A 12,829-nucleotide genomic window follows, 5' to 3' on the forward strand; every position below is an offset into this window, starting at 1 on the left:
TCCCAAGTCCCAAGTCCCAAGTCCCAAGTCCCAAGTCCCAAGTCCCAAGTCCCAAGTCCCAAGTCCCAAGTCCCAAGTCCCAAGTCCCAAGTCCCAAGTCCCAAGTCCTAAGGTCCTGAACCGCGTTTTTAGCACTTAGCACTTAGCACTTAGCACTTTGTTCTTGCTGTCAGATCTCGATGTCCACGATGCGGCGGATCCACAGGAAGCCCAGGAACTGCAGCCCCGCGGCCGACCACACCATCGCCCTACCGATCGGCTCCTTGAAGAGCGTCATGATGTACTCCGGGTTCAGCGCGAAGATCATGAACCCCACCGCGATCGGGAGGATGCCGAGCACGTAGCCGCTCATCCGCCCCTGCGCCGTGTAGGTGCGGAGCTGGCGGCGGATGGTGAAGCGCGAGCGGATCAGGTGCGACAGGTTGTCCAGGATCTCCGCCAGGTTGCCGCCCACGTCGCGCTGGATCATGACGGCGGTCACCAGGATGCGCACGTCCACCAGCGGCACCCGCGCGGCCAGCCCCGTGAGCGAGTCCTCGAAGGGGAGCCCGAACTTCTGCTCCTCGAAGACGCGGCGGAACTCGCCGCCCACCGGCTGCCCACTCTCCTCCGCCACCATGCGCAGCCCCGCCGAGAGGGGGTGGCCGGAGCGGATCGCGCGTCCCAGCAGGTCGATCGCTTCGGGGAGCTGCTCCTCGAAGCTGCGCAGTCGGCGCGTCCTCACCCGCCGCACGTAGCCGTACGGGATGAACGCGCCGATCGCCACGCCCGCCATCAGCGCCACTCCCGCCCCGCCGATCGCCCAGCCGATCAACCCGCCGAAGAGCGCGCCCACCCCCATCGAGACCAGGAAGCGCTGCTCGTTCCACGCGAGGCCGGCCTGCTGCAGCAACGGCCCGAAGCCGCGGAGCTGGGGGATGCGCGCGGACAGCATCTTGAGCCACGAAGACTCCAGGGCATCGCGCAGGAGGGGCTCGGCCGAAGTGGACGACACTACGGCGCCGCGTTCGTCCGCGAGCTGCCGGAGCTGGCGGAGCACGGTGTTGCGGTGCCGGCGCGCGCGCGCCCACTCGGCGCCCAGCACCACGCCGGCGGTCCCCAGCGCGGCCGCCGTCCCGGCCAGCAGCGCGGGAAGGGCGGGGGATGCGCCGCTCACCACGCCTCCCGCCGCATCGGCGCCGCCTGCGCGAACATGTCCGAGGGAAGCTGGATTCCGTTCTCCTCCAGCCGGTCGGCGAAGCGCGGGCGGATTCCCGTCGCGCGGTAGTCGCCGAGCACCGCGCCGTTGGGGGCGATCCCCTGCTTGTCGAAGACGAAGATGTCCTGCATGGTGATGATGTCGCTCTCCATCCCCACCACCTCGGAGATCGTCATCACCTTGCGCGTGCCGTCGGAAAGGCGGTTCACCTGGATGACGACGTCGATGGCGCTGACGATCTGCTGACGCACGACCTTCTCCGGCAGGTTCAGGTTCGCCATCGACACCATCGTCTCCAGGCGGCCCAGGGCGTCGCGCGGGGTGTTGGCGTGCAGCGTGGCCAGCGAGCCCTCGTGGCCCGTGTTCATCGCCTGCAGCATGTCGATAGCCTCCGAGCCGCGCACCTCGCCCACCACGATGCGGTCGGGGCGCATGCGCAGCGCGTTCACCATCAGGTGCCGCTGCGTGACCTCGCCCGAGCCCTCGATGTTCTGCGGGCGCGTCTCCAGGCGCACCACGTGCGGCTGGCGAAGCTGAAGCTCTGCCGAGTCTTCGATGGTGACGATGCGCTCCGTGGACGGGATGAACGACGACAGGATGTTGAGCATCGTCGTCTTTCCCGCGCCGGTGCCGCCGGAGATCAGGATGTTGAGGCGCGAGCCCACCACCGCCGCCAGCAGGTCCAGCATGGGGCGCGTGAGGCTCTTGGTGCGCAGCAGGTCCTGGCCGGCCAGCGCGTCGCGCTTGAACTTGCGGATGGAGAGGTGCGGCCCGTCGATGGAGAGCGGCGGGATGATGGCGTTCACGCGCGACCCGTCCGCCAGGCGCGCGTCCACCATCGGCGACGAGTCGTCGATGCGGCGGCCGACGGCGGAGACGATGCGGTCGATCACCTGCAGGAGGTGGCGGTCGTCCTGAAAGGTGATGTCCGTCTCCTCCAGCCGCCCGTGCCGCTCCACGTAGACGCTGCTGTGGGTGTTGACCAGGATGTCCGAGATCTCGGGGTCCTGCATGAGCGGCTCCAGCGGCCCCAGCCCAAAGATCTCGTCCAGCACCTGCCGCACCAGCTCTTCCCGCTCGTCGTAGTTGAGCGGAACGGACTCCAGCGCCAGGAGCTCGTGCACCACGCCGCGGATGGCCGCCACCGCGCGGTCGCGCTCCAGTGCGTCCAGCGACGACAGGTTCAGCCGCTCCAGCAGCTTGCGGTGGATGCGCGCCTTGGTCTCCTGGAGGAGAGACGGGCCCGTCTGCACGACCTCGACGGCCGGGAGATCCCACGGCGCGGGGGTGCGCGGCGGCGCGGGCGCGGCAGGCGCGGCGCCGCTGAACCAGGACTGCATCATACCGCCACCTCAGGCTGTTGCGGGGTGGAGCGCCGCAGCACGCGCATCAGCGGGTCGGTAAGGGCGCGGATGAAGCGGCCCCCCGCCGGCTCTGCGCCCCCCGCCAGCCCGGCGATGGAGGCGGACATGGAGCGCACGTCCTGCGCGTAGCGCGAGTCGCCGTTGAGCACGATCGGCGTTCCGGAGTTCACCGACCTCACCACGGCCTCGTAGTCGTTGGAGATCGTCCACTGCACCTTCATCCCCAGTGTCTTCTCGATGTCTTCCGGCTTGATGGCGTCGCTGGTGCGGTAGCGGTTCAGCACCAGCTTCACCCGGTCGCCGCCGCCGATGGTGCGCTCCAGCAGCGGAGCGCAGCGCTTGATGTTGCGCAGCGACTGCAGGTCCGCCTGCGTCACCAGAAAGATCTTGTCGGCGTGCTCAAAGGTGGCCAGCGTCGCCGGCGAGAAGGAATTGGAGGTGTCGACCACCACGTACTGGTAGTGCTGCCTCAGGAAGAGGAGGATCTTGGAGATCCGGTCGCCGGACACCACCTCCGCCTTCTCCGGATGGTAGGGCGCGGAAAGGAGGTGCACGCCGGAGTTGTGGCGCTCGATGAAGGAGGCCAGCAGCTCCGCGTCCATGCGGTGGAAGTTCCTCACCATGTCCGCGAAGTTGAAGCGCGGGTCTACCCCCATCTGCAGCGCCACCTCGCCCAGCTCCAGGTCCAGGTCGGCCAGCAGCGTGCGCTTGCCGGTGAGCCGGTGGAGGTGGATCGCCAGGTTGGTGGCGAGCGTGGTGGAGCCCGAGCCGCCCTTGGGGCCGAAGAAGGCGAAGATCTGCCCCGGCTGCTGCTGCGCCTCGGCCTCGGTGCCGCGCGTGCGCCGCAGCGTCGACTCCACGGCGTGCGCCACCTCATCGCCGGAGACGGGCTTCAGCAGGTACTCGGAAATCCCGGCGCGCATGGCGGCCATCAGCACCTCGGCCGAGAGCGCGGGGCCCGCCGCCACCAGCCGGGCGTGCGGGTTCTGCTCGGCCAGGAACTGGGCGAGGTTGATCCCGGTGGCGGGGTGCTGGCCCACGTCCAGAAAGATCACCTCGGGCGAGGCGTCGCGGAGCGCCTTCAGGTGCCCGTCGCCGAGCTCGTTGAAGGGAACCGGGATCTCCAGCGGGGGCGCGACTCCGCGCTCGGGCAGGGCGACCTCCCGAACGCGGGCGCGGAACGCCTCGTCGGTGGAGATCACCGCGCAGCGCAGGAGCGAGGCGGCGGCTGAGGGGGGGGCTGCGAAGGGCATCATTCCACCAGCTGAAGGACCCGGACGATTTCCACGAACCGGGCGACGATGGGATCGGTGGAGCCACCCACCGGCTCCAGGAAGACCCACGCAAACTTCACGAACACCACGTTATTTTCCTTCGAATCCATCTCGGAGGGGTCGTACAGCGGAACGCGGATCAGCCGGGGGCTGTCCATCCAGTCGCCGTAAGCCGATCCCACCACTTCGCCTCTTGCTTCGTCCCAGCGCGCCAGGGGGTCGCGCTGAACCAGGTCGGTGATCCCCTGGAAGATGGGGCCCGTCTTGATCCCGCTCTGCACGCGGTACGGCGTGCCGAGCTTGATGGGGCTGGAGTTGCAGCCGCTGATGTTCTGGCGCAGCGCGGAGCCGCCGATGTCGTCGCCGCCCCACTCCATGTCCGGCATCGCCCAAAGGTTGGCGAAGCCGGGGAGGGCGCTCGCGTTGAGCATCACCTTGCGCCCGCGGTCCTTGCTCATGCCGCGGTAGCTGCTCCCGTACCCCGTCTCCGGCTTGCTGGAGGTGGCCCCCGGGCCGCCGGGGTTGTAGAAGTCGCCCTCGTCCGGCTCGTACTCCCACATCTCCCACACGTCCCACTCGCCGTTCTTGTTGAGGTCGTCGGCCGTCTCGGCCCACAGGTCGGGCGGTACGAACGGCTTCACGCAGCGCGTGCTGGGGGCGCGGGTGGCGTGGGCCGCGGCGCGCGCGCTCACGGGTGCGCTGTTGACCCCGAACATCCGCGCGAACCAGGTGGGGACCGCCGGCCTGCGCACCTTCACCCGCACCGTGCGCGTGTCCTTGAGCACGTTCACCACCACCTCCTCCGCCCCGAACGCCTGCCCCTGGAGCGTGTTGCGGGTGGCGAAGTCCACCGCCCGCTCCTGCCCGGCGATCGCCGCCTGGTCCGGGTCCATCTCCATGAAGGCCGATGCGCCCGCCAGCGCCGCCGCGTCGGCGGCGCGCTGGGCCTCGCCGTGGGCGGTGCGCAGCATCCCCAGGTCGATGGCCAGCGCCATCATCGAGAGGATCCCCAGCATGGCGACGACCAGAAGGACCAGCGCGGAGCCCTGGCGGTCGCGGAGACGGGTGCGGAAGCGGATCACGGGTCTAACCCTCCTTTACGGCCGGCCCGGCGTCGCGGGCTGGCCGGACGGGTTCGCCGGCTGCGTGCCGCGCAGCGAGCGGTCCCACTCCCAGTTGTTGGGCTCGCCGGTGGGCACCGGCTGCGGTCCGCTGGTGGGCTGCACGATGCGCGGCGACACCAGCACCAGCAGCTCCGTGCGCCCCTGCCGTGCGTTGCGCGAGCGGAAGAGCGAGCCCAGCACCGGCAGGTCGCCCAGCAGCGGGATGCGCGAGTTGTTGTTTTCCAGCACGTTGTTCAGCAGCCCCGCGATCGCCAGGTACTCCCCGTCGCGCAGCACCACCTCGGTCTCCGTGCGGCGCGTGAGGAGGGAGGGGATCTGGAAGCCCTCGATGCGCAGCGAGTTGGAGTAGTCCAGCGACGACACCTCGGGCGCGATCTTGAGCCGGATGGTGCCGTCCGTCCCCACGGTGGGCCTGAAGCGCAGGCGGACGCCGAACTCCTTCCAGACGATGGTGACGGTGCTGTTGTTGCCGCCGCCCTGCACCACGGGGAAGGGGAACTCGCCGCCGGCCAGGAACGACGCCTCCTGCCCGTCGAGCGCCAGCAGGTTGGGCTCGGCCAGGCTGCGGAAGAGGCCGCGCGACTGCATGGCGCTGATGGAGGCTTCGATGCGGGTGTTGCCGCCCAGCAGGAAGAGCTTCACCAGCCCGTCGGAAAGCGTCTGCACGGCGCCCTCGTCCACCCCGCCCAGCGTGCCGCGGGTGGAAACCCCGAGCTGGGTGCGCAGCTCGCTGACCGCCGAGCGCGTCACCTCGGCGAAGCGCACCTGCAGCAGCACCTGCGACGCGGCCGGCGCGGAGAGGTTGTTGACGATGGTGGCGCCCGAGCCGCCGGCGATCTCCAGAATGCGCCGGGCGACCGCCGCGCTGCTCACCGTGCCGGAAAGGACGACGCTGCTGCCGCTGGCCAGCACCGTGAAGCGCTCGGCGGGAAAGAGGGTGCGCAGCGTCTGCTCCAGCCCGCGCACGTCCGGCGTCACCTCCACCGTGTAGAGGCGGTGCGCGCCGCTGGCGTCCCACAGCATCAGCGAGGTGGTCCCCAGCTTCTTGCCGTTCACCAGGATCTCCTGCGGCGACACCGCAAAGATCTCCGCCACCTCGGGGTCCGCGATGGAGAGGCGCGCGAGGGCCACCGGCTGTACCAGGAGCGCCGTCTGCCCGCGGGCCACCACTACCACGCGATCGCCGGCGGGGATCACCCGCTGCGCGGCGGGCGCGGCGGTGCGCTGTGCCGCGGCGGGGAGCGCGAGCACCCCTGCCGCCAGCGCCAGCAGGCGCAGGGCGGCCCGTGCCGGCGAAGTGACCGCCCGGCCGCGGATGGAAAAGGGGTAACGCATGGTCCCTCGCCTGCTAGAAGGTGGTGACGGAGCGGTCGCTCCCCCGGAAGATCTCGACGCTCCGCCCTGCCCGCGCGCGTACGGGTGCGGTGGAGGGGGCGCGGGCGGGCCGCTCGGCACGAACGGCCGGCGGGGCGGGTGGTGGCGCGGTGTTCCCCAGCAGCCCGGTGGTGCGGATGCCGCCGGTGCTCACCTGGGTGCCGTCCATCGTGTTGCGGAGCGCCAGCTGGATGCGCCCCTCGGCGGACGACAGCGCCAGGATCTCGGCCTGGTCGGGGAGCACCAGCAGGGTGATGACGGCCGCGGCCTGCGGCTTCCCGTCGTTGTCGCGCGCGATCGACTGGCCTGCGGCCAGCACCTGCACGTTCTGCAGGACCAGGCGCGTCCCCGCGGTGCGGTCCTGCCCGGCGGGGAGGGTGGCGAGCACGTCGACGCGGGTGCCGGGGGTAACGAAGCCGGCCACGCCGATCACCTCGTCCACCCGCACGCTCACCGCGCGCATCCCCTCGGGGATCAGGATGGGGAGGCCGCCGCCCGCTTCCTTGCGGGCCAGCTTGCCGGCCATGAGCGGCTCGTTGGTGCGCAGCGGGGCCACGACGCCGCGCCCCACCACCTCGGCCACGGTGCGCGCATAGCCGGCGGGGAGCGCGTCGGCGGGCCACGCCACCAGGCGCACGTCGGCGGAGGAGAGCACCGAGCCGGCGGGGAGGTCGCGCGCCGCCACGGCCACGCGGTCGCCCCTGGGCTCCGGGCGCGCCGCCGCGGCGGGGGCCGGCTCCAGGTATCCTGCCGCCAGGTACGCCGCTCCGCCTCCGGAGGCCAGCGCCATTCCGAGAACCACCCACAGCCTTTTCATCGCTCCCGCCTCACTCGTTGCGCATCACGAACGCCGTTCCCAGGGTGACGGCACCTCCGCCACTGGTCCTTCCCAACGACTTCAGAAGGGCGAGCTGGTAAGGGTAGCGCACCGCCACCCGTGCCGGCTCTCCGGTGGGGGCGTCGACCCCCGTGAGCTCGATCTCCGCCAGGTCCGCGTTCAGCGAGACCGCGGCGAGCGCGTTGCGCACCACCTTTCTCACCGAGTCCTCGTTGATGGTAGGGTCCGCGATCACGGCGATCCGCGCCCCTTCACGAGCGGCGTCGGTCACCGCCTGGTGTGCGTTCCACGCGCGGCCGAACTCGAACACCCCGACGATCAGCAGCATCAGCACCGGCACGATCAGCGCGAACTCCACTACCGCCTGTCCCTCGTCGCTCCGGCGGAAGAGCCCGGCGCGGCTCACAGGAACCACGCGGCCAGGGCCCCGACCGCGATCGCCACCCCGTATGGGATGGTGATGGCACCCGGCGAATCCAGCGTGAGCCGCTCCCCGGTGCGCCCGCCCGTCGCCCAGTGCCCCGCCAGCTCGCGCGAGCGGAAGAGGACGGGGAGGATGGCTCCGCGGCGACCGGCCTCGGCCAGCGCCAGCACGCCGCCCGCGACGGCGGTGATCAGGAGCGCGGGCACCACGCGCCCCGTACCCAGGAACGCGCCCGCCACGGTCAGCAGCTTCACGTCGCCCCCGCCCATCGCGCGTACGGCGAAGAGCGGAAAGGTGAGGGCGAATGCCAGCGCCGCGCCGGCCAGCCCACCCAGGAGCGCCGTGGGGCCGCTCGCCGCGAGCAGGACGAGGGCGGCCGCGAGGCCGGCACCCGTGAGCTTGTTGGGAATGCGGCCCGTGCGCAGATCCGTGCCGGCGGCCAGCGCCAGCAGGGCGACGAAGATCGTGGTGTTGATCAGGTAAAGCATGAGTCCTCCGTTTCGAAGCGCAGGGCGGTACGTGCCAGCATCACAGAGTGAAGCCGGAGGTCGCGTTCCATCCCAACGCTCTCGTACCGCCTACCGGCCGGGAACCCGCGCCCCGGCCGACTTCAACCGCTGCCGCTCAGCCTACGGTGTCCAGCGTGTTGCCCATGCGCGTGAAGACGGCGGCGATCTTGTCCTTGAAGATCACGAGCGCGCCGATCACGGCCAGCGCTACCAGCGCGATCACCAGGCCGTACTCCACCAGGCTCTGCCCGGACTCGTCGCGACGGAACTGGTTCCAGAGTGCCTTCATCTCGTCCTCCCGGCCCAGCGGGCCCATGGTGTGGGTTTTCGTCCTCGAGTCCCTCCTGGACGGCGGCGGAAAGGGCAATCGATGTGCCGCAATTTCGTTGCAATATTTCGTTGCAGATGGAAAAGATCGTTGCATCCAGAATACGAATTTTTCGGCGCCGCTGCTTGCTTAGGGCGGCTCCAAACGCGCGTTTGCAGGGTGGAGTGTAAAACTGTTTGTTGGTGCAACGAAATGGGCGCGCAAGTTCCTCCGATTTGGGGTCGGAGGGCGCCGAGCGGCGATCTGGGGCAGGTGGGACACCCGTGCCCCGCAAACTGTTGCGCGCGTGCCCCGATCGTGCCAGGATGAATGCGCGCGTCCGCCGCCACGCCGGGCGTGCTCCTCCGCGCCGCCTTCTCCGGGCGGCGTCCCATCCCCGGCGCTCCCCGCGATCCCGCCATGAAGCTTCCCGGCACCGCCCTGCGCGCGTACTCCCGCGACGCGCGCGACGCTTTCGTCCACGCCCCGGTCGAAGTGCTGATGGGGGTGGCGCTCGCCGTCACCTTTTCCATCTCGCTCCGCCAGGACGACGCGCACTGGTGGGTGCGCATCTTCGCGGCCGCCGTCATCGCGCTGCCGCTGGTGTTCGGCGCGAGCGTGCTGCGCGCGCGAGGCCTGCTCTCCGCGAGGGCGCGCTGGGGCGCCACCGCGCTCGTCCTGGCGTGCGTGGGTGCGTACGCCGCGTGGATCTACAATCCCAGGCTGGAATCGGAGGGGTGGAGGGCGGTGGCGCTGGCGGGCGCGGCGTGGCTGGCGCTGCTGCTGGCCGCCTTCCCGGGCGAGGAGACGGGCCGGCGGCGGCGCTTCTGGCGCTTCGACGCCCTGCTGCTGGGGCGCATCCTGGCGGTGGGGCTGTACGGGGCGGCGCTCCTTGCGGCGCTCGCGGGGGCGGTCGCGGCGGTCACCTCGCTCTTCGAGCTGCGCAGGCCGGAGCACCTGTACGAGGACTTGGCCGGCGCCGTCTTCTTTGCGCTCGTCCCGTGGGTGGTGGCCGGCGGGGTGCCCGTGCTGGCCGCGGAGGGCGACGGCGGCTCCTCGCTGACCGCCGTGCGCCGGGCGGGCCGCTATCTGTACGCGGTGGTGCTGGTGGTGTACCTGGCGATCCTATTCGCCTATACCATCAAGGTGGCGGTCACGGGCGACCTTCCCAGGAACACCCTGTCGCCCATCGTCCTCTTCGCGGGGATTGCGGGGCTGCTGGGCGGCATCTTTTTGGAGCCGCTGCAGGACGATCCCGAGACGCGCGGGGTGGCGCGCCTCGTCCGCCTCTTTCCGGCGCTCCTCCTCCCCCTTCTTCCGCTCCCCATCTGGGCCGTGGGTGTGCGCCAGGATCAGTATGGGTGGACGGAGTTCCGCTACCTGCGCCTCCTGCTGCTGGCGGCGCTGGCGGTGCTCGCCGTGTGGGGGACGGTGCGCCTGGTGCGACGCCGCGGACCGCTGCTGTCGCCGGTGCCGGCGGTGCTCGCCGCCGCGCTCCTGCTGGGGTCGGTGGGTCCGTGGAGCGCGCAGGCCGTGTCGCGCCGCGACCAGAGCGCCCGCCTGCGCGCCGCGCTCATCGACGCGGGGCTGCTGCGCGGCGGGCGGCTGGTGAGGCCCCTGGTTCCGCCCCAGGAGACGGTCAAGGCGTTCACCACCCTCACTGCCAAGCAGCACGAGCGCGTTACGGGTACGCTCGCCTACCTCTACGACGCGCACGGGCCCGCAGTCACGGGGCGGGTGCTGGGCACCCGCCTTCGCGGATACGGGGCCGGGTGGGAGGTCGTGAGCGCGCTCGCGGTGCGTCCAGGATGCGCCCGTCCGGCGGCCCGCAGCTTCCACGGTTGGCTTCCCGACGGAACTCCCATCCAGACCGGCGGCGGGACGGTGTACCTCGTAGACTCCCAGTTCCTGGCCCGCTCCGCCCCGCGAGCGCCGAGGCTGACGCTGGAAGGGAACGCCGCCGTCGTGACGGTGCCGGGAGCGTCTCCCTGGACGGCGCGCGCCGAGCTCGGCCCCCTCGTGCCGGTCCTCCGCGACCGTCGTGCCGGTGCCTGCGAAGCCCTCGCGAGTTCCGCTGACCTGGAGCTCGCGGAAGCGCGGATCCCGCTGACCGACGCCACCGGCCGCTCCCGAGGCGAGCTCGTGGTCCTCACGGTGGACTTCAACAACGATTGGCGCGAGGGCGCGCGCCGGCAGCCCGACACGCCGCTGAGGCTCTCGCGCGTCGAGGCGATGCTCATCGCGCGGCCGTAAGGGGGGTTGGCGAGTAAACTCGCTGCAACGACAGCACAAAGTCCCCCTTCGGGGACTCGCGATCTCATAGCCGGTGCCGGGGGCGAGCCGCGCGTGCGGGATTTTGGATGGTTCCAGCGGGTTTCGGGCGTGCCTGGAATGCCGATGCGGGGGGCAGGGGGCGGCGCAGGCCGAGACACGGGCACCACGTGGGGCTGCCCCTACGGGTTTGTGTGCGGTGCGGCGGGAGCCGGGGTAGGGGCAAGGGTGGGCAGACACGCAGGTCTGCCCCTACGGTTTCGATGCGTCATGCGGCGGTCGAGGTGGGGGAGAGGGTGGGCGCGATGAATCGCGCCCCTACGGCGGGGGCGGGGCGGTTGTGCTGGCCAACGGAAAGGAGGCACGGAGAGATCCTCTTCCCGTGCCTCCTTTTCTACCAGCCAGCCGTGGTTACTACCGGCGGATGGCCCTCAGCGCGGCGCCCGCGGGTGGCGGTACGCGCTGCGGGGTGAAATAGGCCCCGACCACCGGCGCGCCGCCGACCTGGCCCTGGCTGCGGGAGCCCCAGCACAACACCTCGTTGGACGGCGTGGCGATGCCGCAGGTGTGGTCCACGCCGGCCGAGAGGCTGGAGAACGTGAACCCGCCGGCTACCGCGATGGGCACCGTCGACTGCGTCACGTCCGGCCCCACGCCCAGCTTGCCGTTGGTGTTGTTACCCCAGCAGTACGCGGCCCCGCCGGTCGTCAGGGCGCAGGTGTGCGCCGCGCCGGCCGTCACCAAGCGGAAGGTCAGGCTCCCCGCTACCTGCACCGGGGTGGTGGTGTTGGAGGTGCTCCCGTTGCCGAGCTGGCCCGAGCCGCCCGCGCCCCAGCATAGGATGCGCCCGTCCGTCCTCACCGCGCAGCTGTGCGAGAAGCCGCTGCTGATTTGCGTGAACTGGTGCCCGCCCGTAACCACTACCGGCGTGGGAGACGAAGGCCCGCCCGTTGGGGTGCCGAGCTGCCCGGTAGTGTTGGTCCCCCAGCAGAATGCCTGGTTCACCGTCGAAAGCGCGCAGGTGAACGCCGCGCCCGCCGAAATCTCCCGGAGCGCGGGGACGCTCGCCACCCGCAGCGGGGTGGCGCTGCACGTAGTCCGCCCACCGATCGGCCCCTCCGCTTGGCACCCCTCGGTCACGGGGACGGCCGTGCCGAGCTCGCCGTAGCGGCTGCTCCCCCAGCAGTACGCTTCGCCGGCCGAGTTCACCGCGCAGGAGTGGAGCGCGCCGGAGGTGAGGGACACGACGTTGCTGAGCCCCGGGACCGGCTCCGGCGTCACGCGGCACGGATAGCTGAAGCTCGCGCTGAACCGGCAGATCTCAGTGGCAGGCGTGCCGCTGATCTGTCGATTGATGTCGTTCCCCCAGCAATATACCGAGCCCCCGCCGACGACGGCGCAGGTCTGACCGATGTCGTGCTGCGATGTGACCCCCGGCCCACCCCCGGCGAGCAGCACGGCCGTGCCGATGCCCACCGGCTGCGGGGTGCCCGTGGTGGGCGCGTTCGAGCCAAGCTGGCGGGTCGCGTTGGAGCCCCAGCAGTAGGTGGTGCCGCCGCTGGTCGCGCAGGTGTGGAAGGCGCCGGCTTCCAGCACGGTGGCCGTGAAGGTGGTGCGCACGGTGACCGTCGCGCTCGCCTCCACTCCGCCGGAGGCAGCGAACACCGTGGTGGTGCCCATGCCCGTGCCCCTCACCAGCCCCGCCGCATCAACCGTGGCGACGGCGGCCGAGCCCGTGCGCCAGGTGAACTGCGCGTTCGTCACGGGCGCGCCCGACGAGTCCACGGCCGTCGCGCGGTAGCGCACCGTGTCCCCGACCAGGATGGAAGCCGACGCGGGCGTGACCCCCACCGACGCGACCACCTGCTGCACCACGATGGGGATGCTGTCCGACACGCCCTGCACCGTCGCCACCAGGAAGGTGCTCCCGTTGCCGCGCGCCCGCACCACCGGCGCTCCCTCCAGCGTGGCCACCGCTGCGTTCCGCGTGATCAGCGTCGCCGGGGCGAAGATCTGGTTGCCGTAGACGTCCACCGCGGTAATCGTCACCTGCTCCTGCCGCCCCAGCGTGGTGAAGCGGAGCGAGCGCGGGTTGATGATGACCCGCGCGGCCGTCCCCGTGCCCACGCTGGCGGTGAAGGTGACC

General features: G+C 71.0%; 11 protein-coding genes. 1 reads left to right on the plus strand and 10 read right to left on the minus strand.

Translation table 11 applies throughout. The features are described from left to right. Positions 1–169: 169 nt before the first annotated feature. The 9 genes from VF584_01460 to VF584_01500 all read right to left on the minus strand — a co-directional run bounded on the left by VF584_01460 (position 170) and on the right by VF584_01500 (position 8,394). A complete protein-coding gene (locus tag VF584_01460) occupies positions 170–1,156 on the minus strand; it encodes a type II secretion system F family protein (GenBank protein HEX8208824.1) in 987 nt (328 codons plus the stop codon). Then, the gene (locus VF584_01465) at positions 1,153–2,541 is read right to left on the minus strand and encodes a CpaF family protein (protein ID HEX8208825.1); all 1,389 of its coding nucleotides are present in this window, start codon (positions 2,539–2,541) and stop codon (positions 1,153–1,155) included. The genes VF584_01460 and VF584_01465 overlap by 4 nt, the downstream gene beginning before the upstream one ends. Further along, positions 2,538–3,815 carry an AAA family ATPase gene (locus VF584_01470; protein ID HEX8208826.1) on the minus strand — a complete coding sequence of 426 codons (1,278 nt, stop codon included), beginning with the start codon at positions 3,813–3,815 and terminating at the stop codon, positions 2,538–2,540. The genes VF584_01465 and VF584_01470 overlap by 4 nt, the downstream gene beginning before the upstream one ends. After that, positions 3,815–4,918 carry a pilus assembly protein TadG-related protein gene (locus tag VF584_01475; GenBank protein ID HEX8208827.1) on the minus strand — a complete coding sequence of 368 codons (1,104 nt, stop codon included), beginning with the start codon at positions 4,916–4,918 and terminating at the stop codon, positions 3,815–3,817. Before VF584_01475 ends, VF584_01470 begins: the two co-directional genes overlap by 1 nt. 15 nt (positions 4,919–4,933) lie before the next feature. Then, positions 4,934–6,295, minus strand: coding sequence for a pilus assembly protein N-terminal domain-containing protein (locus tag VF584_01480; GenBank protein ID HEX8208828.1), 1,362 nt, complete (start codon positions 6,293–6,295; stop codon positions 4,934–4,936). Between the two features lie 13 nt (positions 6,296–6,308). Then, entirely contained in the window at positions 6,309–7,151 is an 843-nt protein-coding gene (gene cpaB, locus VF584_01485) for a Flp pilus assembly protein CpaB (GenBank protein ID HEX8208829.1), read from the minus strand. A gap of 10 nt (positions 7,152–7,161) precedes the next feature. Then, positions 7,162–7,578, minus strand: a complete 417-nt coding sequence (locus VF584_01490) for a TadE/TadG family type IV pilus assembly protein (protein ID HEX8208830.1) — start codon at positions 7,576–7,578, stop codon at positions 7,162–7,164. Further along, entirely contained in the window at positions 7,575–8,084 is a 510-nt protein-coding gene (locus VF584_01495) for a prepilin peptidase (GenBank protein ID HEX8208831.1), read from the minus strand. The genes VF584_01490 and VF584_01495 overlap by 4 nt, the downstream gene beginning before the upstream one ends. Positions 8,085–8,220: 136 nt before the next feature. Beyond that, positions 8,221–8,394, minus strand: a complete 174-nt coding sequence (locus VF584_01500) for a Flp family type IVb pilin (GenBank protein ID HEX8208832.1) — start codon at positions 8,392–8,394, stop codon at positions 8,221–8,223. A gap of 348 nt (positions 8,395–8,742) precedes the next feature. Here VF584_01500 and VF584_01505 point away from each other — a divergent pair, with 348 nt between their 5' ends. After that, positions 8,743–10,665: a DUF4153 domain-containing protein gene (locus tag VF584_01505; protein HEX8208833.1), complete on the plus strand. Its 1,923-nt coding sequence runs from the start codon at positions 8,743–8,745 to the stop codon at positions 10,663–10,665. 432 nt (positions 10,666–11,097) lie between these two features. Here the strand turns inward: VF584_01505 and VF584_01510 are convergent. Beyond that, the coding region (locus tag VF584_01510; protein ID HEX8208834.1) for an Ig-like domain-containing protein at positions 11,098–12,829 on the minus strand (1,732 nt) is incomplete at its 5' end.

This window comes from Longimicrobium sp. (genome assembly GCA_036389135.1).
GTDB lineage: Bacteria > Gemmatimonadota > Gemmatimonadetes > Longimicrobiales > Longimicrobiaceae > Longimicrobium.

What these genes read in the sequence shown, in the direction of transcription:
- VF584_01465 (HEX8208825.1), bottom strand. Translation starts at nt 2,541, where the DNA reads ATGATGCAGTCCTGGTTCAGCGGCGCCGCGCCTGCCGCGCCCGCGCCG.
- VF584_01470 (HEX8208826.1), bottom strand. Translation starts at nt 3,815, where the DNA reads ATGCCCTTCGCAGCCCCCCCCTCAGCCGCCGCCTCGCTCCTGCGCTGC.
- VF584_01480 (HEX8208828.1), bottom strand. Translation starts at nt 6,295, where the DNA reads ATGCGTTACCCCTTTTCCATCCGCGGCCGGGCGGTCACTTCGCCGGCA.
- cpaB (HEX8208829.1), bottom strand. Translation starts at nt 7,151, where the DNA reads ATGAAAAGGCTGTGGGTGGTTCTCGGAATGGCGCTGGCCTCCGGAGGC.
- VF584_01495 (HEX8208831.1), bottom strand. Translation starts at nt 8,084, where the DNA reads ATGCTTTACCTGATCAACACCACGATCTTCGTCGCCCTGCTGGCGCTG.
- VF584_01500 (HEX8208832.1), bottom strand. Translation starts at nt 8,394, where the DNA reads ATGAAGGCACTCTGGAACCAGTTCCGTCGCGACGAGTCCGGGCAGAGC.
- VF584_01505 (HEX8208833.1), top strand. Translation starts at nt 8,743, where the DNA reads ATGCGCGCGTCCGCCGCCACGCCGGGCGTGCTCCTCCGCGCCGCCTTC.